Annotated in this window: 21 protein-coding genes; 19 read left to right on the forward strand and 2 right to left on the reverse strand. The window is 43.2% G+C overall.

All coding sequences use genetic code 11. The annotated features are described in order from the left end of the window. Window positions 1-8: 8 nt before the first annotated feature. Both NSQ11_RS07855 and NSQ11_RS07860 read left to right on the forward strand, forming a co-directional pair. Window positions 9-794 (forward strand): sirohydrochlorin chelatase, encoded by a 786-nt coding sequence (locus tag NSQ11_RS07855; RefSeq protein WP_099496499.1) that lies wholly within the window; start codon window positions 9-11, stop codon window positions 792-794. Next, window positions 775-1,278 carry an NAD(P)-dependent oxidoreductase gene (locus tag NSQ11_RS07860; RefSeq protein ID WP_057079569.1) on the forward strand — a complete coding sequence of 168 codons (504 nt, stop codon included), beginning with the start codon at window positions 775-777 and terminating at the stop codon, window positions 1,276-1,278. The genes NSQ11_RS07855 and NSQ11_RS07860 overlap by 20 nt, the downstream gene beginning before the upstream one ends. A gap of 31 nt (window positions 1,279-1,309) precedes the next feature. Here the strand turns inward: NSQ11_RS07860 and NSQ11_RS07865 are convergent, their stop codons facing one another. Beyond that, complete coding sequence (locus NSQ11_RS07865) at window positions 1,310-3,019, reverse strand: NFACT RNA binding domain-containing protein (protein ID WP_099496500.1); 1,710 nt, start codon at window positions 3,017-3,019, stop codon at window positions 1,310-1,312. A 165-nt stretch (window positions 3,020-3,184) separates the two neighbouring features. On the opposite strand from NSQ11_RS07865, the gene NSQ11_RS07870 reads away from it, so the two are divergent. The 17 genes from NSQ11_RS07870 (at window position 3,185) to spoVM (ending at window position 20,755) form a co-directional block, all read left to right on the forward strand. Continuing rightward, window positions 3,185-5,860 (forward strand): calcium-translocating P-type ATPase, SERCA-type, encoded by a 2,676-nt coding sequence (locus NSQ11_RS07870; RefSeq protein ID WP_007499684.1) that lies wholly within the window; start codon window positions 3,185-3,187, stop codon window positions 5,858-5,860. An 83-nt stretch (window positions 5,861-5,943) separates the two neighbouring features. Further along, window positions 5,944-6,819 carry a YicC/YloC family endoribonuclease gene (locus NSQ11_RS07875; RefSeq protein WP_007499682.1) on the forward strand — a complete coding sequence of 292 codons (876 nt, stop codon included), beginning with the start codon at window positions 5,944-5,946 and terminating at the stop codon, window positions 6,817-6,819. A gap of 76 nt (window positions 6,820-6,895) precedes the next feature. Beyond that, window positions 6,896-7,165 carry an extracellular matrix/biofilm regulator RemA gene (gene remA / locus NSQ11_RS07880; protein WP_008344898.1) on the forward strand — a complete coding sequence of 90 codons (270 nt, stop codon included), beginning with the start codon at window positions 6,896-6,898 and terminating at the stop codon, window positions 7,163-7,165. Window positions 7,166-7,174: 9 nt separating this feature from the next. Next, a complete protein-coding gene (gene gmk / locus NSQ11_RS07885; RefSeq protein ID WP_007499680.1) occupies window positions 7,175-7,789 on the forward strand; it encodes a guanylate kinase in 615 nt (204 codons plus the stop codon). A gap of 3 nt (window positions 7,790-7,792) precedes the next feature. After that, window positions 7,793-7,996: a DNA-directed RNA polymerase subunit omega gene (gene rpoZ / locus NSQ11_RS07890; protein ID WP_008344896.1), complete on the forward strand. Its 204-nt coding sequence runs from the start codon at window positions 7,793-7,795 to the stop codon at window positions 7,994-7,996. A 115-nt stretch (window positions 7,997-8,111) separates the two neighbouring features. Continuing rightward, window positions 8,112-9,329: a bifunctional phosphopantothenoylcysteine decarboxylase/phosphopantothenate--cysteine ligase CoaBC gene (gene coaBC, locus NSQ11_RS07895; protein ID WP_048002840.1), complete on the forward strand. Its 1,218-nt coding sequence runs from the start codon at window positions 8,112-8,114 to the stop codon at window positions 9,327-9,329. Beyond that, on the forward strand, window positions 9,326-11,734 hold the full coding sequence (gene priA, locus NSQ11_RS07900; RefSeq protein ID WP_017359338.1) for a primosomal protein N': 2,409 nt from the start codon (window positions 9,326-9,328) through the stop codon (window positions 11,732-11,734). Before coaBC ends, priA begins: the two co-directional genes overlap by 4 nt. 15 nt (window positions 11,735-11,749) lie before the next feature. Next, complete coding sequence (def, locus tag NSQ11_RS07905) at window positions 11,750-12,232, forward strand: peptide deformylase (protein ID WP_017359337.1); 483 nt, start codon at window positions 11,750-11,752, stop codon at window positions 12,230-12,232. A gap of 5 nt (window positions 12,233-12,237) precedes the next feature. Then, window positions 12,238-13,191, forward strand: coding sequence for a methionyl-tRNA formyltransferase (fmt, locus tag NSQ11_RS07910; protein ID WP_017359336.1), 954 nt, complete (start codon window positions 12,238-12,240; stop codon window positions 13,189-13,191). Beyond that, window positions 13,178-14,521 (forward strand): 16S rRNA (cytosine(967)-C(5))-methyltransferase RsmB, encoded by a 1,344-nt coding sequence (rsmB, locus tag NSQ11_RS07915; protein WP_254505756.1) that lies wholly within the window; start codon window positions 13,178-13,180, stop codon window positions 14,519-14,521. Before fmt ends, rsmB begins: the two co-directional genes overlap by 14 nt. A 3-nt stretch (window positions 14,522-14,524) precedes the next feature. Beyond that, complete coding sequence (rlmN, locus tag NSQ11_RS07920) at window positions 14,525-15,613, forward strand: 23S rRNA (adenine(2503)-C(2))-methyltransferase RlmN (protein WP_007499669.1); 1,089 nt, start codon at window positions 14,525-14,527, stop codon at window positions 15,611-15,613. A gap of 3 nt (window positions 15,614-15,616) precedes the next feature. Further along, window positions 15,617-16,387, forward strand: a complete 771-nt coding sequence (locus tag NSQ11_RS07925; RefSeq protein ID WP_034647887.1) for a Stp1/IreP family PP2C-type Ser/Thr phosphatase — start codon at window positions 15,617-15,619, stop codon at window positions 16,385-16,387. Further along, a complete protein-coding gene (gene pknB, locus NSQ11_RS07930) occupies window positions 16,381-18,336 on the forward strand; it encodes a Stk1 family PASTA domain-containing Ser/Thr kinase (RefSeq protein WP_342501328.1) in 1,956 nt (651 codons plus the stop codon). Before NSQ11_RS07925 ends, pknB begins: the two co-directional genes overlap by 7 nt. A gap of 12 nt (window positions 18,337-18,348) precedes the next feature. Beyond that, window positions 18,349-19,245, forward strand: a complete 897-nt coding sequence (gene rsgA, locus NSQ11_RS07935; RefSeq protein WP_041090545.1) for a ribosome small subunit-dependent GTPase A — start codon at window positions 18,349-18,351, stop codon at window positions 19,243-19,245. Window positions 19,246-19,248: 3 nt separating this feature from the next. Continuing rightward, on the forward strand, window positions 19,249-19,899 hold the full coding sequence (gene rpe, locus NSQ11_RS07940) for a ribulose-phosphate 3-epimerase (RefSeq protein WP_050827255.1): 651 nt from the start codon (window positions 19,249-19,251) through the stop codon (window positions 19,897-19,899). 59 nt (window positions 19,900-19,958) lie between these two features. Further along, window positions 19,959-20,603, forward strand: a complete 645-nt coding sequence (locus tag NSQ11_RS07945) for a thiamine diphosphokinase (RefSeq protein WP_050827256.1) — start codon at window positions 19,959-19,961, stop codon at window positions 20,601-20,603. Window positions 20,604-20,674: 71 nt separating this feature from the next. After that, window positions 20,675-20,755, forward strand: a complete 81-nt coding sequence (gene spoVM, locus NSQ11_RS07950) for a stage V sporulation protein SpoVM (RefSeq protein ID WP_008354550.1) — start codon at window positions 20,675-20,677, stop codon at window positions 20,753-20,755. A 69-nt stretch (window positions 20,756-20,824) separates the two neighbouring features. Here the strand turns inward: spoVM and rpmB are convergent, their stop codons facing one another. After that, window positions 20,825-21,013, reverse strand: coding sequence for a 50S ribosomal protein L28 (rpmB, locus tag NSQ11_RS07955; protein ID WP_003212514.1), 189 nt, complete (start codon window positions 21,011-21,013; stop codon window positions 20,825-20,827). Window positions 21,014-21,164 lie beyond the last annotated feature (151 nt).

The raw sequence follows: 21,164 nt of genomic DNA on the forward strand, positions 1-21,164 counted from the left end.
GGAGTCAAATGAAACAAGCTGTCCTTTATGTTGGGCATGGAAGCAGGGTAAAAGAAGCACAGGATAAAGCCATTTCTTTTATGAAAAGCTGTATTCCGTTAGTGGAAGCAGATATCCAAGAAATTTGTTTTTTAGAGTTGACGGACCCTTCAATCGAAGAAGGGTTTGAGACTTGCGTACAAAAAGGAGCAACCCACATTGCGATCGTCCCGCTCCTCCTTTTAACTGCCATGCATGCCAAATCAGATATTCCAGATGAGATTGTGAAAGTACAAAAACGTTTCCCAAAAGTGAAGGTTACATATGGAAGACCTATAGGCGTGAACCAAGAAGTCACGAAAGCGGTTATTGCAAGGATTGAAGAAGCAGGATACAAGGGAGAGCGCGCAAAAATTCTCTTAATTGGCCGCGGAAGCTCTGATCCAGATGTAAAGCGGGATGTGTTTGGCATTGCAGATGATGTCCGAAGCATGTTGCCTTGTGCAGAGGTTTTTCCGTGTTTTATTACAGCGTGTGAACCGAATTATCGTGACGTCTTAGCACAGTTAACAGTAGATGACGATACGCCTGTCTATCTCGTGCCTTATCTTTTATTTACCGGCATTTTAATGAAAGAGATTGAGAATGAAGCGAATCAGGCGAGAGAGCGGCTGCGAGATGTCCGTGTCTGCCGGTATATTGGGTTTCATCCCCATGTAAAAGCAGCTTATATTGAACGTGTGCAGGAAACGATCTTAAACAAAGAGGATGCGTTTCGTTTTCAAGGAGAAAGCCATGCTTCCAGTTCATCTTGATCTAACCAATAAACACGTGCTAATTGCCGGCGGTGGAAGGATTGCGGCTAGAAGGACGAGTGCGCTATGCATGGAGCCATGCAGCATAACCATTGTGAGCCCTGACATTTGTGATGAAATGGCGAATCTTATTGAGACATATCAGCTGACTTGGAAGAAAAAGAAAGTTGATGCGGAAGATGTAAAGGATGCATTTTTGATTGTCGCTGCTACAGACGATCCTTCAGTAAACGAGTGGATGACGCAATCAGCGCTTCCTCATCAGCTCGTCAACTGTGTGAGCCAGTCAGAGCTTGGCAATGTGATTGTGCCAAAGGTTGTGAGGGCAGGAAAAGTGACAATCTCTGTATCTACGAGTGGTGCAAGCCCAGCCCGCACTAAACAGCTGGCTGCGGCCATTGAGACCTTGCTTGAACAAGAGGACGTAGATGCACTGGATGAGCTCTATATAGAAAGGAAAAAACGACAAAGAAAGAGCCGATAAAATCTCATCTAAAGATTTAATCGGCTCTTTTTTATTTTCTCAGCTTTAGGACAACATCCTCATCAGGCGTCACAAATAATGTTTGCTGCTGATCATACGTGACAAAACCCGGTTTTGCTCCGTTTGGTTTTTTCACATGCCGGATTTTCGTATAATCGACAGGGACGGAGCTTGATTCTTTTGCCTTCGAGAAGTAGGCAGCAATTTGTGCCGCTTCAAGCAAGGTTTGTTCATCAGGCGCTTGGTGACGAATGACGACATGTGATCCAGGAATATCCTTTGTGTGCAGCCAAATGTCATCACGAGCTGCCGCCTTTGTGGTCAAATATTCGTTTTGCTTGTTGTTTTTTCCAACGAGAATCGGAACACCTTGAGAAGATTCATATGCTTCAAGCTGAATGGCCGATGGCTTTTTCTTTTTGGCGTTGCGTTTTTGTTTGGGACGCAAATATTTTCCTTCCACCAGTTCTTCTCTTATTTCCTCTAAATCTTTTGGTGAGGCAGAGGACAGCTGCTGGATCAGCTCGTCAAAATAAACAATTTCTTCATGCGTTCGCTTGATTTGTTCATTTACGGCCTCTACTGCATTTTTTGCCTTTTGGTATTTTGTAAAATACGCTTGCGCATTTTCAGAAGGGGTTTTGTTTGTTTTGAGCGGGATCGTGATCTCTCCGCCATCTTCATCATAATAATTGATAACTGTCGCTTCTTTATCCCCTTTTTTAATCGCATATATATTGGCAGTAAGCAATTCACCATAAAGCTGGTACTTGTGCGCATTTTGAGATTCTTCAAGTGTTCTTGTTAGTTTTTTCAGCTTGTTTTCATTTTTCTTTTTTTCATTCGCAACAAAACGTTCAAGATCAGCCGCCTGCTGTTTGACTCTGTCTCTTTCAGCTTTTCCGAAATAAAAGCGGTCAAGTAGCTCACTAAGAGAATCAAACGTCTTCATGTCACCATCGACGTGCTGAAGTTCTAATAAATAAAAATACTCTTTCCCATCTTTTCTCGTGAGCTGAGGGGTAAAAGAATGCGCCTGAATGAGCTGAAACATCTCGAGCAAAGTACTTGGAATCGTTTCCTGATTGGCAAGACCGGCCCGGTGGACAGCTTCTTTAGCAAACAGCGGAGAAACCCCAGAGAATGTATCGACAATTTGATTGGCGATTTTCCCTTCTTGAAAACGTAAATGCTTTAAAATATCTTCCTTTGTCACGTCAAAAGGATTCAGCTTTTGCTGTGCCGGCGGCAGAAGATATTGATGTCCTGGTAGCACCGTTCGATAGCTGTTCACAGATGGAGAAAGATGTTTCAGTCCGTCAATGATCTGCTCCGTTTCGTCCTCCACGAGGATCAAGTTGCTGTGCCGGCCCATAATTTCAATATACAGCTTACGGGTTTGTTCATCTCCAATTTCATTTCGGCTTCGCACGTGCAGCACGATCACCCGATCTAACCCAATTTGTTCAAAACGTTCAATGAACCCACCCTCAAGATGTTTTCTGAGGAGCATACAAAACATTGGCGGTTCGCTCGGATTATCATCATGGTGCTCAGTGAGCTGTACCCTTGCATAGCTCGGGTGAGCGGATAAAAGCAGCTTATGATTCTTCCCCTTTGACCGGATATGAAAAATCAACTCATGCTTGTATGGCTGATGTATTTTCGAAATTCTTCCGCCAGTTAATGTTTCTTGCAATTCATTTGTCATACCGTATGTAAAAATGCCGTCAAATGACATGTTGGATACACCCTCTTCTTTCACACAAATCTACTGAAAGAACCTTACGTTTTCTCGTTCTTTAGGCAGTCTTATTATTATAGCATGATTTAGGACGAGTCTGAATAAACTGGCTTATAGAACACTGCATAAGAGAGAGAACAAAAGAGGAGTGGACGAGGTCAAATGAATTGGCATGAACTGAACCAAACCGATTTATTAAAAACAATGAATACATCGATAGGTGACGGACTGTCAGAAAAAGATGTGCAAAAGCGGCTTGAAAAGCATGGGCCAAATGAATTGCAGGAAGGGAAAAAGGCGTCGGCGTTCGTTATTTTTTTAGCGCAATTTAAAGACTTTATGGTGTTAATCCTGCTTGCGGCAACGATTATTTCTGCCTTTTTAGGTGAATACATTGATGCTGTGGCGATTGTGGCGATTGTGCTGATAAATGGTGTGCTTGGCTTTTATCAGGAACGCCGTGCGGAAAAGTCCCTCCAAGCACTAAAGGAATTATCAACGCCTCATGTCTATGCAAGGAGAAACAATGAATGGGTCAAGATCCCGTCGAAGCACCTCGTGCCGGGAGATATTGTGAAGTTTTCAAGTGGGGATCGAATTGGGGCAGATATCAGATTACTAGAAACAAAGAGTTTGGAAATCGAAGAATCTGCCCTCACTGGAGAGTCCATCCCAGCGGTCAAACATGCGAGTCCGCTCTCGCGAGATCATGTCTCACTTGGAGATTTGACGAACATGGCCTTTATGGGGACGCTTGTCACGAGGGGAAGCGGTGTAGGGGTTGTCATTGGTACAGGGATGAATACGGCGATGGGACAAATTGCCGGTATGCTGGATTCAGCAGGTAATATGGAAACACCGCTGCAAAGACGCCTTGAGCAGCTGGGGAAAATTTTAATTGTTGCTGCATTATTTTTAACTGTGCTTGTGGTTGTTCTTGGTGTGGTGCAAGGTCATGATTTGTATCATATGTTCTTAGCGGGTGTATCTCTCGCTGTTGCTGCGATTCCAGAAGGACTGCCGGCGATCGTCACTGTCGCACTTTCCCTAGGTGTGCAGCGGATGATTAAACAAAAATCCATTGTCAGAAAGCTGCCGGCTGTGGAAACACTCGGCTGCGCCTCAATTATTTGCTCAGATAAAACAGGCACAATGACACAAAATAAAATGACAGTGACACATGTATGGGCAGAGGGGAAAACGTGGAATATTTCTGGCACTGGGTACGAGCCGTCAGGTGATTTTACCTTAAACGGAGAACTTGTCCATGTAGACAAACATCCAAGCCTGCAAAAGGTGCTATTATACGGAGCACTTTGTAATACATCGACCATCGTTGAAAAAGACGGTGAGATGAGACTTGATGGCGATCCGACAGAAGGAGCACTTCTAACCGCTGCGCGTAAAGCGGGTTTTACAGAGCAATTCATCGAAGCGGGATTTCGAGTGGTGGAGGAATTCCCTTTTGACTCTGAAAGAAAAATGATGTCAGTCGTCGTGGAAACGAATCAGAAGGAGCGATATGTCATTGCCAAAGGGGCGCCAGATGTGCTGATGAACCGTTCAAGTCATATGATGCACGGCGGACGCACCGCATCATTTTCAAAGGCCCACCGGCAAGAAACAGAAGCTGCCATTCAAGGTTTAGCAAGACAAGCGCTTAGAACCATTGCGATTGCATATAAAAAAGTAAGCCTGACAGAAAAAATCACATCTGTTCAGCAGGCAGAAACTGGCCTCACATTTATCGGTCTAGAGGGCATGATTGATCCACCTCGTCCTGAAGTGAGACGAGCGATTAAAGAATGCCGGGATGCTGGCATTAAAACAGTGATGATTACAGGCGATCACGTAGAAACGGCTAAAGCGATCGCTAAAGATTTAAGTCTCTTACCGAAGCAAGGAAAGGTGCTTGATGGAAAAGCTCTGGATCAGCTAAGCGACAAAGAGCTGGAGCAAACAGCAGAAGATGTGTACGTCTTTGCCCGTGTATCACCTGAGCATAAACTGAGAATTGTGAAGGCCTATCAAAAAAATGGCCATATTGTCGCGATGACAGGTGATGGGGTGAATGATGCGCCAGCGATTAAACAGGCGGATATCGGCATATCCATGGGGATTACCGGAACAGACGTTGCCAAAGAAGCTTCTTCTCTTATTTTGCTTGATGACAACTTTGCGACCATTAAATCCGCTATTAAAGAGGGCCGGAATATTTATGAAAACATTCGCAAATTTGTCCGCTATTTGCTGGCATCGAATGTGGGAGAGATTTTGGTCATGCTGTTTGCGATGCTTCTTGCGCTTCCATTGCCTCTCGTCCCAATTCAAATTTTGTGGGTAAACCTTGTCACAGACGGCTTGCCGGCTATGGCACTTGGAATGGATAAACCAGAAGGCGATGTCATGAAGAGAAAGCCGCGCAACATGAAAGAGGGGATTTTTGCAAGAGGGCTTGGTTGGAAGGTCATATCAAGAGGGTTTCTGATCGGGATTGCCACTTTGTTAGCCTTTATGTTTGTGTATCACCGTGATCCGAACAATCTTCAATATGCGCAGACGGTTGCATTCAGCACACTCGTTTTGGCGCAGCTCATTCATGTGTTTGACTGCCGCAGTGAACGGTCTATTTTTGAACGCAATCCATTCGGGAATATGTACTTGATCGGCGCTGTTGTGTCTTCTCTGCTGCTGATGCTTGTGGTCATTTATTATCCGCCGCTTCAGCCAATTTTCAAAACGGTGGCGGTCGCACCAGTCGATTGGCTTCTGATCATCGGTATGTCTGCATTGCCAACTTTTTTACTGGCAGGATCACTTTTGACAAGAAAAAAATAATTGGTTATGGTATAATTTTGAGGTAATAGTGTCTGCTATTACCTTTTTCATTTTATTAATATGAAAGAATTGGGTGTTTTCACATGATACGCAGTATGACGGGATTCGGCCAAGCGAGTAAAACGGATGGTGAACTGACAGTGTCAGTTGAGCTAAAATCGGTCAATCACCGTTTTAAAGAGGTTCATGCCCGTTTGCCGAGGCCGCTTTTATATTTCGAAGATACATTAAAAAAAATTATCCTTCGTCACGTGCAGCGCGGTCGAATTGAGCTGTTTGTTACGATTGAAGGCGGTAAACTTGCAAGCCGGTCTTTACAGATTGACTGGCCGCTGCTTGATGAATATATGAAAGCCGCAAAAGACCTTGAGGACCGCTATCATATTTCAGGTATTCAGCATGCACATGACTTACTGAAGCTGGAACAGGCTGTTCAGGTGGAAGAGTCAGTTAGCCGAAATGAGCAGCTGGAGCATTTGTTGATAGACACTTGTGAAGAAGCTGTCAAGGAGCTTTGCTTTATGAGAGAGCAGGAGGGAACATCACTTCAAAAAGACTGTGAACTCAGGCTGTCTGAACTCGAGGCGTTTACAGAAGAAATCAAAGTGTTTGCACCAGAGGTTGTGAGTCAGTACAAAGAACGATTGAATCAAAGATTGCAAGAATGGATCGGAGAGGCGCTTGAAGAGAGCAGACTGACCACAGAGGCGGCCATCTTTGCTGATCGCTGTGACATTACAGAAGAGATTACCAGGCTGAAAAGTCATTTTCAGCAGTTCCAGCAAATTTTGACGCAAGGCGGCGCTGCCGGACGAAAGCTTGACTTTCTTGTACAGGAGCTCAACCGTGAAGTGAACACGATTGGATCAAAAGCAAACCATCACCATTTAACAAAGCTGGTGGTTGAAATGAAAAGCGCTATTGAAAAAATAAAAGAACAAGTGCAAAATATAGAATAGTCATTGTGTATGCTGTTTACAGTGCGTCTCTTTCGGCGAGACTAGAGACGTTTATATTACAGGGGGACGTTAGAAGATGACCATAAAGTTGATCAATATCGGATTTGGAAACATCATTTCAGCGAATCGGATGATTTCGATCGTCAGTCCGGAATCAGCACCGATTAAACGAATGATACAAGACGCAAGAGATCGAGGCATGCTCATTGATGCGACATACGGAAGAAGAACCCGTGCTGTTGTCATTATGGACAGTGACCATGTCATCTTATCTGCCGTTCAGCCTGAGACTGTCGCGCAAAGACTTTCTGTAAAAGAAGAAATCATAGATGAAGGGCAGGGGTAATACGCCATTATGAAAGAAAGAGGACTTTTAATCGTTCTCTCTGGACCTTCGGGAGTTGGAAAAGGAACGGTCAGACAAGCCATTTTCTCCCAGGAAGATACGAAATTTGAATACTCTATTTCTGTGACAACCCGCAAACCGCGTGAAGGTGAAAGAAATGGTGTTGATTATTTCTTTAAAACCAGGGAAGAATTTGAACATATGATTGAAAACAAAAAGCTGTTAGAATGGGCAGAATATGTCGGGAATTACTACGGCACGCCTGTTGACTATGTAGAACAAACATTGAGCGAAGGAAAAGATGTTTTCCTTGAAATCGAAGTGCAAGGTGCACTTCAAGTAAGAGAAGCATTCCCAGAAGGTCTCTTTATTTTCCTTGCACCGCCAAGTCTTTCAGAACTTCAAAACCGCATTATTACACGCGGGACAGAATCTGAGGATCTCATCCGTAACCGAATGGCTGCTGCAAAAGAAGAAATTGAAATGATGGATGCTTATGACTATGTCGTTGAAAACGACGATGTCGAGCTTGCGTGTGAAAGAATTAAAGCGATCGTCCTTGCAGAGCACCTGCGAAGAGACAGAGTCGCACCAAGATATAAAAAAATGCTGGGGGTAGAATAAACCATGTTAGATCCTTCAATTGACTCATTGATGAACAAACTTGACTCAAAATATACACTTGTCACAGTGTCTGCACGCCGTGCACGTGAAATGCAAATCCATCAAGATCAACAAATCGAAAACACAAAATCCTACAAATTTGTAGGGAAAGCTCTTGAAGAAATCGATGCTGGTCTTTTGACATTTGAAAAAGAAGAGCAAGAATAACATCGCTTCTGCCATGCAGATACGATACGTTCAAAAAAGTCAAAACTATGATTGGTTTTGACTTTTTTGAATTGTAGACGAATTTGTGAAAAAGGCCGTTAAGGGGGACAAACAAATGTTACAGTCAAAAAATATTTTGCTCGGCGTCAGCGGAGGAATCGCCGTATATAAAGCAGCTGCACTCACTAGTAAACTCGTACAGGCAGGCGCAAACGTAAGAGTGATTATGACAGAATCTGCCCGTGAGTTTGTGTCTCCGCTCACCTTTCAAGCCCTATCTCGGCATGAGGTGTATGTGGATACATTTAAAGAAAACAATCCAAAAGTCATTGCGCATATTGATGTAGCTGACTGGGCCGATCTCATTCTTGTTGCCCCTGCAACAGCACATACCATTGGTAAAATGGCCGCAGGACTTGCTGATGATATGCTCACAACGACCTTGCTTGCTTCAACAGCTCCTGTATGGGTTGCACCGGCTATGAATGTGCACATGTATGACCATCCAGCTGTCAAGCGGAACATCCGCACTTTATATGAAGACGGCTACCGGTTTATAGAGCCAAGTGAAGGCTATTTAGCATGCGGCTACATTGGAAAAGGACGCTTAGAGGAGCCTGAAAAAATTGTTGAACACATTCGTGCGTTTTTTGATGAGCCAACTAGCTTGCCGCTTTCAGGTAAAAAAGTCGTGGTCACAGCTGGCCCTACACGAGAAGTGATCGACCCTGTTCGTTTTCTTTCAAATCGATCTTCTGGGAAAATGGGCTATGCCATTGCAGAAGCTGCCGAGCAAATGGGGGCTGATGTCACGCTCATTTCAGGACCTGTTTCGTTAACTGCGCCTGAGCATGTGGATGTGGTGCAAGTGGAATCGGCTGAGGAGATGTATCAAGCAGCGTTAGATGTATACGAGACAGCAGATATAGTGATTAAATCAGCAGCCGTTGCTGATTATACGCCTGTCACGACGTATTCTCATAAAATGAAAAAACAAGACGGTGAACTAGCGGTTGAATTTAAGCGGACGAAAGATATTTTAAAAGAGCTTGGGAAAAGAAAAGAACATCAGGTGCTAGTCGGCTTTGCAGCTGAGACGCAGGATGTAGAATACTATGCGAAAAAGAAAATCGAATCCAAGCACTTAGATATGATTGTCGCGAACAATGTTGCAGCAGAGGGCGCAGGCTTTGGCACAGATACGAATGTCGCAGCATTGATCAAAGCAGACGGAACAAAAAAAGAGCTGCCAATGATGAGTAAAAAAGACCTTGCCTTTGAAATCTTACAGGAGGCAAAACAGCTGCTGCCAAAAGAGCGTGATCGAGCATGATTGCTGAAGTGATCGTCGATGTCACAACGAAAGCCATTGACAGGCCATTTGACTATCGTGTGCCAGACCGCTTTAAAGGCCTTGTCAAGGCTGGTATGAGGGTAGTGGTTCCTTTTGGCCCAAGGAAGATTCAAGGGTTTGTGACAAAAATCAAAGAAGAAACAGACGTACAGTCAGGAAACATCAAGGACATTGTCGATTTATTTGATTTATCTCCTGTTCTGACAGATGAGCTATTGGAGCTTTCCCACTGGCTGACGGAAAAAACATTGTCCTATCATATTACGGCGCTTCAATCGATGCTTCCAGCAGCGATGAAAGCCAAATATGAAAAAGAAATTCAGGTGTTATCAGCTGAGGAACTTCCGCAGTCATTGAAAGAGCTTTTCGGTCAGCAAGAGAGCATCCTTTACGCTGACATTCCGCCTGAACAGCTGAAGCCTATTCAAAAGCATGTCCAAAAAGGCCATCTAGAAGTCAGATATCACGTCTCACAAAAATCCGGAAAGAAAAAGGTGCGGACACTTCAGATAGCAGTTACGAAAGAAAAACTTGAAGAAAAGCAGGAACAGTTAAAGAAAAATGCGGTGAAACAGAAGGCGCTGCTTGCCTTTTTACTTCAAACGAATGAAACGACGTTTTTAGCAAAAGATTTGCAGCAGCAAACAGGTGCTAGTTCTCAAACGATAAAAGCCTTGATTCAAGAAGGTCTGTTAACAGAAAGCTATGAAGAGATTTATCGAGATCCTTATCGGGATAGGGAGTTTACACCGTCTACTCCTCTTGATCTCACAGCAGAGCAAGCAGAAGCGGCAAAACCCATTCATCAAGCAGTGAGCGATGACAAACATGAAACGTTTTTACTGCACGGAGTCACAGGAAGCGGTAAAACCGAAATTTATTTACAGACGATTGATCATGTCCTCCAAAAGGGAAAAGAAGCGATCGTCCTAGTTCCTGAAATTTCATTAACGCCTCAAATGGTCCAGCGTTTTAAAGAGCGCTTCGGGTCCAATGTGGCTGTTCTTCATAGCGGCTTATCGACTGGGGAAAAATACGATGAATGGCGGAAAATCCACCGCAAGGAAGTCAAGCTTGTCGTTGGCGCAAGATCGGCTGTTTTCGCCCCGTTTGAAAATCTAGGAATGATCATTATAGATGAAGAACACGAATCGTCATATAAACAAGAAGAAATGCCTCGGTATCATGCGAAAGATGTGGCCATTGAACGAGCAGGGCGGCACCAATGTCCGGTTGTATTGGGCAGTGCAACGCCTTCACTTGAGTCATATGCGCGTGCGAAAAAGGGTGTGTATACACTGCTGACGCTCAAACGGCGCGTCAATCAGCAGCAGCTGCCGCACGTTTCGTTAATTGATATGAGAGAAGAATTAAGAAACGGCAACCGCTCCATGTTCTCAGAAGAATTAATGCTCAGGTTAAAAGAAGTACTTGAAAGGAAAGAGCAGGCGGTTTTATTTCTCAATAAAAGAGGCTATTCATCCTTTGTGATGTGCCGTGATTGCGGATATGTGGAACAATGTCCACATTGTGAGATTTCTCTCACTTATCACCGCTTTCAAAAACGGCTGAAGTGCCATTACTGCGGTCACGAAGCTCCTGTACCTGCAGAATGCCCAGAATGCCATAGTGAGCATATTCGCTATTTTGGTACAGGCACGCAGCGTGTGGAAGAAGAGCTGACGAAGGTATTGCCAGAAGCAAGGGTCATCCGAATGGATGTAGATACAACCTCTCGGAAAGGCGCGCACGAAAAGCTTCTCACGTCCTTTGGCAACAAAGAAGCGGATATACTGCTTGGGACGCAAATGATTGCAAAAGGCTTAGACTTCCCAGATGTTACACTTGTCGGTGTCCTTAGTGCGGATACGTCTCTTCACATCCCTGATTTTCGTTCAAGTGAAAAAACGTTTCAGCTTCTCACGCAAGTAAGCGGACGTGCGGGACGTCATGAAAAAGCGGGGTCAGTCATTATTCAATCATATACACCTTCGCATTATAGTATTGAATTAACCAAACAGCATGATTATGAAGCCTTTTATGAGCAAGAGATGTTGCACCGTCGTCATCAGTCCTATCCGCCATTTTATTTTTTGGCGATGGTGACTGTATCACATGAAGAAGTGACGAAGGCAGCGCATGTCACAGACAAAATTGTTCAGTTCTTGAAAATGAATTGTGCACCGAATACAAGGATTCTCGGTCCTGCTGCTTCTCCGATCGCTAAGATCAAAGATAGATATCGATATCAATGCGTGATAAAATACAAAAGGGAAAATGAACTGGCAAGTTTATTACGAAAAATACAAGATCATTATCAAAAAGAAATGGAACAAAAACAGTTGATGATATCAATCGATATGAATCCATATATGATGATGTAAAACGGAGGTCTTTTCGTGGCAATCAAACCGATAGTCTTACATCCTGCAGACGTGCTTGAACAACAAACAGAGCTTGTTGATACATTCGATAAAAAACTGAAAAAACTGCTGGATGATATGTATGATACAATGCTTGAACTAGATGGAGTCGGCCTAGCCGCACCACAAATCGGCATCTCAAAAAGAATCGCCGTGGTCGATATCGGCGAAGATTCTGGGAGGATTGACTTGGTAAATCCTGAGATTCTTGAAGTGGAAGGGAGCCAGACAGACATTGAAGGCTGCCTGAGCTTTCCATCTTTGTACGGAACGGTTGAAAGACCAAATTATGTGAAGGTGAAAGCCTTTGATAAGAAAGGCAAACCATTTACAATAGAAGCAGAAGGATTTTTAGCAAGAGCTTTATTGCATGAAATTGATCACTTAGACGGTGTATTATTCACGTCGAAAATCATTCAAACCTATACAGAAAAAGAACTTGCGGAAATGGAAGGGTGAAGAAAATGGCACGTATCGTATTTATGGGAACCCCTGATTTCTCAGTACCTGTGCTGCAAACACTTATAACAGAAGGATATGAAGTTGTCGGGGTCGTCACACAGCCAGATCGCCCGAAAGGCAGAAAACGAGTACTGACGCCGCCTCCTGTAAAAGTAGAAGCCTTAAAACACGGCATTCCAGTTTTACAGCCTGAAAAGGTACGTCTTGATGAAGAAATTGATAAAGTGCTTGCGTTAAAGCCAGATTTGATCGTAACAGCAGCGTTCGGACAAATTTTGCCAAAAAGATTACTTGATGAACCTGAATTTGGCTGTATCAACGTTCATGCCTCACTGCTGCCAGAACTAAGAGGCGGTGCACCGATCCATTATGCGATCCTGCAAGGCAAAAAGAAAACAGGCGTGACGATCATGTATATGGTAGAAAAGCTTGATGCAGGTGACATGATTAGCAAAGTAGAAGTAGAAATTGATGAATTAGACAACGTCGGAACACTGCACGATAAATTAAGTGTGGCTGGTGCGGCCTTATTAAAAGACACAGTTCCAAATGTGTTAAGCAGGTCTATCTCGCCAATTCCGCAAAATGAAGAGGCAGCAACGTATGCACCAAATATTAAGCGGGAGCAGGAAAGGTTAGACTGGACCAAGCCAGGAGAAGAGCTTTACAACCAAGTTCGCGGCTTAAATCCATGGCCAGTTGCCTATACTGAATGGAACGGTGCTAACTTAAAAGTATGGGAAGCGAAAAAAGTTCCGCTTCAAGCACCAGAAGAACCTGGGAAAGTGATTGAGCTTCAAAAAGAAGGACCAGTCGTTGGAACAGGAAATCAGCAAGGCCTTTTATTAACGAGTGTACAGCCCGCTGGAAAGAAAAAAATGAGCGGTGAAGACTTCTTAAGAGGCGCAAATATCGAAATTGGACAGAAATTAGGGCTAATCAATGAAGAAAAGTAATGTGAGAGAAGTAGCGCTAGACGCTTTAATCAAACTCGAACAAAATCAAGCCTACAGTAACTTGCTTTTGCAGTCAGTGATGAAAGAGAAAGAACTCTCCGATCAAGACAAACCGCTATTAACAGAACTTGTATACGGTACACTGCAAAACAAGCTGGCACTTGATTATATGCTCACACCCTTTGTGAAAAAACCGCAAAAAGTGGCTCCATGGGTGATGCAGCTTTTGCGGATGTCTCTTTATCAGATGGTTTATCTTGAAAAAATTCCAGATCGTGCAGCCATCCACGAAGCAGTGGAACTAACGAAAAAGCGCGGACATAAAGGTATTTCTTCACTAGTCAACGGCGTTCTTCGTTCTGTGCAAAGAGAAGGCGTGCCATCATTTGATGCGATCAAAGATCCGGTAAAAAGGCTCTCAATAGAGACAAGCCATCCATTGTGGCTCGTACAAGAATGGGTGGAGGCGTACGGTTTTGAAGCAGCAGAAAGCATGTGCCGTATTCATTTAGTCCCGCCAAAGCAGACATTGCGTGTCAATCAAATGAAAAAAAACCGCACTGCACTGCAGCAAGAACTCATGGATGCAGGAATTGAGACAGAGCTCGGCGATCTCTCTGAGGATGCACTCAAACTCATGAAAGGATCTATCGTATCCACTCCTTTCTTTCAAGAGGGCTTTGTCACGATCCAAGATGAAAGCTCCATGCTTGTCGCAAGAGCGCTGGATCCTCAGCCGGGAGAAATGGTGCTTGATGCCTGTGCCGCTCCTGGTGGTAAATCAACACATATCGCAGAGCGAATGAACGATGAGGGGAAGATTGTGTCTCTTGATTTACATGAGCACAAAGTAAAACTGATCAAACAGGCAGCAAAACGTCTGAACTTAACGCATATTGAGGCAAAAGCGCTTGATGCAAGGAAAGTATCCGACCATTATGATGATGCTTCGTTTGACCGTATTCTCATTGATGCACCATGTTCAGGTTTTGGCGTCATCAGACGAAAACCAGATATGAAATATACAAAGTCCTCGGAAGACTCAGCAAGACTTGCGACAATTCAGCAATCGATCTTGCATGAAACAGCCCAGCTGCTAAAGCCAGGCGGAACCCTTGTATACAGTACATGTACAATGGATCCAACAGAAAATCAACAAGTGATTCATGCGTTTTTACAAGAACACCAAGACTTCGACCCCGATCTATCTCTTAATGAACGGCTGCCTGAGCAGGTTGCTCCGTTTGTTCAAAACGGAAGTGTACAAATTCTTCCTCATTATTTCGGAACAGATGGTTTCTTTATTTGCAGCATGAGAAAGAAGGGATAAAAAATGACAGAACAAAAACAAAAAGTAAGAAAAGAACTGAAAACAGACATGCCGTCGATCTACTCGTTCGAGCTAAATGAAATCAAAGACTGGTTAAAGGAACAAGGCGAGAAGCCTTTCCGTGCAACACAAATTTTTGAGTGGCTTTATGAAAAACGCGTCACGTCCTTTGATGAAATGTCTAACCTTTCAAAGGAATTAAGAGAAAAATTAAAAGATCAATTCGCCATCACGACTTTAAAAACAGTGATAAAACAAACATCTCAAGATGGAACGATCAAGTTCTTATTTGAATTACACGATGGCTATACCATTGAAACCGTGCTGATGCGCCACGAATATGGCAACTCTGTCTGCGTCACAACACAGGTTGGCTGTCGAATTGGTTGTACATTCTGTGCATCTACACTTGGCGGTTTGAAACGTAACCTTGAGGCGGGAGAAATTGTGGCCCAAGTATTGAAAGTACAACAGGCGCTTGATGAAACAGATGAACGCGTCAGCTCAGTTGTCATCATGGGAATTGGCGAACCGTTTGATAACTTTGATGAAATGCTTGCATTCCTTAAAATCATTAACCATGATAACGGCTTAAATATTGGTGCACGTCATATTACCGTTTCGACGAGCGGGATCATTCCAAAGATTTATCAATTTGCGGATGAGCAAATGCAAATCAACTTTGCTGTCTCCCTGCACGCACCAAATACTGACATTCGAAGCCGCCTCATGCCAATCAATAAGGCATACAAGCTGCCAAAATTAATGGAAGCTATTGAATACTATATTCAAAAAACAGGCAGACGCGTGAGCTTTGAATACGGTCTGTTTGGCGGAGTCAATGATCAAGTCCATCACGCAGAAGAACTTGCTGATTTATTAAAAGGAATCAAATGCCATGTAAACCTCATCCCGGTGAACTATGTACCAGAAAGAGATTACGTGAGAACACCAAGAGAACAAATCTTCCTATTTGAAAAAACGCTGAAAGAACGAGGCGTAAACGTAACGATTAGACGAGAGCAAGGCCATGATATTGATGCTGCTTGCGGTCAGCTAAGAGCGAAGGAGCGTCAGGAAGAGACGAGGTGACGAATGTTGATAAGGGCAGCCTTTCAAACCGATACAGGAAAAGTCCGTCAGCATAATGAAGATGATGCAGGTATTTTTGAAGCAAAAGAAGACACACTTCTAGCTGTTGTAGCAGATGGAATGGGAGGTCATCTTGCTGGTGATGTAGCCAGCAAGATGGCAGTTTCTTCTTTAAAAGAATACTGGCAGGAAACATCTTCAATTCCAAATAAACCAGCCGATCAAGAAAATTGGTTAATCTCAAAAATTAGCGACATTAATGACCAGGTATACGAACATGCGAAAAACAATGAGGAATGCCAAGGAATGGGGACGACCATCGTTTGTGCGCTCGTTCATTTGCAAACGGTCACAATTGCCCATATTGGTGACAGCCGCTGCTATTTGCTAAGAGAAGGTGCGCTGACCCAATTAACAGATGATCACTCACTAGTGAATGAGTTAGTGAAAACAGGAGAGATTTCAAAAGCGGATGCAGAATATCATCCAAGAAAAAATGTGCTGACCAAAGCGTTAGGAACGGATAAACACGTTCAAATTGATGCACGAACTTTTGAAGTGGATCCAGGAGATCAAATTTTGCTTTGCTCAGACGGATTATCGAATAAAGTAGAAGAAGAACATTTGATTCAGATTTTATCGCAAACAACCGCACCAGATGAAAAAGTAACAGAGTTAGTTCAAACAGCGAATGACAACGGCGGTGAAGATAACATTACAGCAGTACTGTTAGAAATCTCCTCCCAAACAGAGGAGGGTGACAGCAAGTGTTGATCGGAAAAAGGATCAGCGGCCGTTATCAAATTCTTCGCGCCATAGGCGGAGGCGGAATGGCCAACGTTTATTTGGCGGAGGATATGATTTTAGATCGCGAAGTGGCGATTAAAATTTTACGGTTTGACTTTGCAAGCGATGATGATTTTATTAGACGGTTCCGGAGAGAAGCGCAATCAGCAGCCAGCTTAGATCATCCGAATATTGTCAGTATCTACGATGTAGGAGAAGAAGATGACATTTATTATATTGTCATGGAATATGTCGAAGGGATGACGCTGAAAGAATACATACACGCCAATGGACCGCTTCATCCAAAAGAAGCCGTTCGCATTATGGAGCAAGTCGTTGCGGCGATGGAAGAAGCCCATGCGAAACAGCTCGTCCATCGAGACATTAAGCCTCACAATATATTAATAGACAACTTGGGGAATATCAAAGTCACTGATTTTGGCATCGCCATGGCGCTTAGCTCAGCGACCATTACCCATACGAATTCTGTTCTTGGCTCCGTGCATTATTTGTCCCCAGAGCAAGCGCGCGGTGGTCTTGCAACGAAAAAGTCAGACATTTATTCACTTGGTATTGTTCTTTATGAGCTGATTTCAGGACGCATGCCATTTGAAGGAGAATCCGCTGTCAGTGTCGCACTGAAGCATTTGCAATCAGAGCCGCCATCTGTGAGAAGGTGGAATCCTTCTGTACCACAAAGCGTGGAGAACATCATTTTAAAAGCGATGGCCAAAGATCCATTCTATCGATACGAAGATGCATCTGAAATGCAAAAAGACTTAAAAACGGTTTTTGACCCTGCAAGACTAAAAGAAAAGCGCTTTGTCATTGAAGAAGATCATGAAGCAACAAAAGCCATTCCTATTATAAAAGATCATCAAGTCGATCAAGACAATGAAAAAACAGCCGTCCACCCGGTTCAAAAACCAAAGAAAAAAGAGAAACAAAAGCCGAAGAAAAAACGGAAAAAATGGCCGTGGATTGTAGCGTCGATCTTATTTGTTTTGACGGCTGCGACCATTTTAGCGATCACGGTCTTCCCAGGATTACTCTTTCCAAAAGACGTAGAGGTAACCGATGTTTCTGGCATGACGGTTGAAAAAGCGGAAGACACCTTGCAGAAAGCCGGATTTACCGTCGCTTCTGAACCCATTGATATTGCCGACGAGAAGATTGAAAAAGGGCTGGTTGTCAAAACAGACCCGAAAATTGGAACAAAGGTAAAAGAAGGGACAGAAATTCAGCTTTATCAAAGTACAGGTAAAGAAAAAACCGAATTACCTGATGTAACAGGTGAAAAGGTCGAGAAAGCAAAAGAACTATTAGAGAAAAAAGGGTTTAAACAGGTTGTTGTAGAGGAAGTGAATGATAATGACACAGAATCAGGCATTGTCATGGAACAGAAACCTTCCGCGAATACAGAACTTGTCGCAGCAGATGAAGAAGTCACATTGACCGTCAGTATAGGCCCTGCCGATATTACCTTACGGGATTTAACGACGTATAGTAAACAGGCCGCATCAAATTATTTAGAGGATAATGGACTAAAGCTAGATGAAAAAGAAGCATATTCTGACGATGTGCCAAAAGGTGAGGTCATGAAGCAGGAACCGGGAGCGGGGACAGCTGTTAAACCTGGTGATACGGTTAAAATTACGTTCTCCCTTGGACCAAAAGAGAAACCAGCCAAAACAGTGACTGAAAAGATTGCGATCCCATATGAACCAGAAACAGAAGGACAAGAAATGAATGTTCAAATATCCATTGACGATGCAGAACATAGCATTTCTGATTTATATGAAACCTTTAAAATCACTGCGCCCACTGAGCGAACGATTAAATTTAAGATAGAACCTGGTCAAAAAGGATACTATCAGGTGACTGTGGATGATAAAGTAGTAAGCTCCAAAACGATTGAATACCCTGATGATGAATAAAGGAGGGACTTTATGCCTGAGGGCAAAATTATTAAAGCATTAAGCGGATTTTATTATGTGCTGGATGAGTCTTTAGAAAGTGGCAAAGTAATTCAGTGTAGAGCAAGAGGGATTTTTCGTAAAAACAAAATAACCCCTCTTGTTGGAGATTATGTCGTCTATCAAGCAGATAACGATAAGGAAGGCTATTTGCTGGAAGTAAAAGAGCGGACCAATGAGCTGATTCGGCCGCCTATTAGCAACGTTGATCAAGCGGTGCTCGTTTTCTCAGCAGCAGAGCCGACCTTTAGTACATCGCTGTTAGACAGATTCCTAGTGCTTGTTGAAGAGAGCCAGATTGAACCGATTATCTGCATCACAAAAATGGACTTGCTGAAAACAGAGCAAGAGCGAGAAACGATTCAAGCCTATGCAGAAGACTATCGCCAAATTGGATACGACGTTCATTTAACATCGACAATCGAAGGGGATGGAATTGAAAAGCTGACCCCGTATTTCCATCACAAGATTACTGTTTTTGCAGGTCAATCGGGTGTAGGGAAGTCTTCCCTCTTAAATGCGATGAGTCCTGATTTAGCACTGAAAACAAATGATATTTCCTCCCATCTTGGCAGGGGGAAACATACAACAAGACATGTGGAACTCATTCGAACGGCTGAAGGGCTCATTGCCGATACACCAGGATTTAGCTCGCTTGAATTTACAGGTATCGAAGCGGAAGATTTAGGGCTCTATTTCTTAGAAATCAGAGAGAAGAGTGCAGAATGTAAATTTAGAGGCTGTTTGCACGTAAAAGAGCCTGGATGTGCAGTAAAAGAGGCAGTAGAACACGATCGCATCAGAGAGTATCGCTATCAGCATTATTTAGAGTTTTTAACTGAAATTAAAGACAGAAAGCCGAGGTACTAAATCATGGTTTATATTGCCCCATCCATTTTATCAGCCGATTTTGCCAATCTTGCGAAAGATATCCGTGATGTGGAACAAGGTGGAGCGGATTATATTCATATTGATGTGATGGACGGTCATTTTGTACCGAATATGACATTTGGACCAAATGTAGTGGAGGCGATCAGGCCGCATACAAAGCTGCCGCTCGATGTTCACTTAATGATTGAGCAGCCAGACCAGTATATCCCTGCATTTGCAAAAGCGGGCGCTGATATTATTTCTGTTCATGTCGAGGCGTGTCCACACTTACATCGCACGATTCAGCATATAAAAGAACAAGGTGTCAAAGCAGGGGTTGTTTTAAACCCGCACACACCCGTTTCTCAAATCGCGCATGTATTAGAGGATGTTGACCTCGTCTTATTCATGACGGTGAACCCTGGTTTTGGCGGACAGGCGTTTATTCCTGCTGTTCTCTCAAAGGTAAAAGAAGTAAAGACACTTAGTGAACAAAAAGGCTTAACTGATTTACTCATTGAAATAGATGGCGGTGTCAATGTAGAGACAGCAAAGAGCTGCAAAGAAGCAGGCGCTAATCTACTTGTTGCCGGCTCAGCGGTATATGGGAAAGAAGACCGCACGGCGGCCATTCAGGCCATTCGAGAAGCATAACAAAAAGAACCAAAGTCATTGTGATCTTTGGTTCTTTTTCAATGGAGAGGAGCGTAATCATGCACATACATATCGTGGCCGGCGGTCCTTTTGTGTACATCCCGCCGCTTGATCATGAAGCATCTGAGGAGGACATTCTCTGGATCGGCGTAGACCGGGGAACCCTTTTCTTACTAGAGCATGGCATTGTACCTGACAGAGCATTTGGTGATTTTGATAGTGTGACAGAAGAGGAGCTTCATGAACTGAAAAAGAAATTGCCTGCACTCAATCTATTTCAGGCAGAGAAAGATGAAACGGATTTAGAACTTGCGCTGAACTGGTCTTTGCGTCAGAATCCAGCCCATATTCAAATTTACGGCATCACAGGCGGAAGAGCAGATCATTTTCTTGGGAATATCCATCTCCTTTATAAAGGCATTCAGCACAAACAGAGCATGAACCTTGTAGATAAACAAAATATTATTCAAATGTTTGGACCTGGTACATACGAAATCAAACAAGACCCGGATAAAAAATATGTGTCGTTTTTGCCCTTCGGTACATCGGTTGAAAAGCTGACATTAAAAGGTTTCAAATATCCTCTGAAAAATTGTCATATTGAGCCTGGTTCCACACTATGTATTAGTAACGAACTCATCCACTCAAATGGTACTTTTTCTTTTCATGAAGGCATATTAATAATGGTAAGAAGCAAAGATTGACCAACCTATCAATGTGGATGGCTGATTAAGCTCAATTGTGCTGCAAGCGGTACTTTTAGGAGGGGGACAAAATGAAATTTTATACAATCAAACTGCCTAGATTTCTTGGCGGCATTGTCCGTGCGATGCTTGGTTCATTTAAGAAAGATTAATGAGTAATCTCCTTTATTTCCACATAAAAACGCCTGCTACAGTTAAATGTAGCAGGCGTTTACTCTTGCTTATACACGCTCAACTTTACCAGATTTCAAAGCTCGAGCTGATACATATACTCTTTTAGGCTTACCGTCCACTAGAATACGAACTTTTTGAAGGTTCGCGCCCCATGTACGTTTTGTAGAGTTCATTGCGTGAGAACGGTTGTTCCCAGCTTTTGTTTTTCTGCCTGTAATAACGCATTTACGTGCCATTTGTTTCCCTCCTAACTGCGAAAACATCATCATATTCTTCATATACGTACTTAGAGATGCCTCAAGATACTTTAATAATTTACCACAGCTTCAAGGGGTTTGCAAGGATTGTTTGCTCCTCTTTCAAGAAAAATACCTTGACATCTTGATA

It is taken from the genome of Bacillus sp. FSL W7-1582 (genome assembly GCF_038593325.1).
GTDB classification, from domain to species: domain Bacteria; phylum Bacillota; class Bacilli; order Bacillales; family Bacillaceae; genus Bacillus; species Bacillus altitudinis.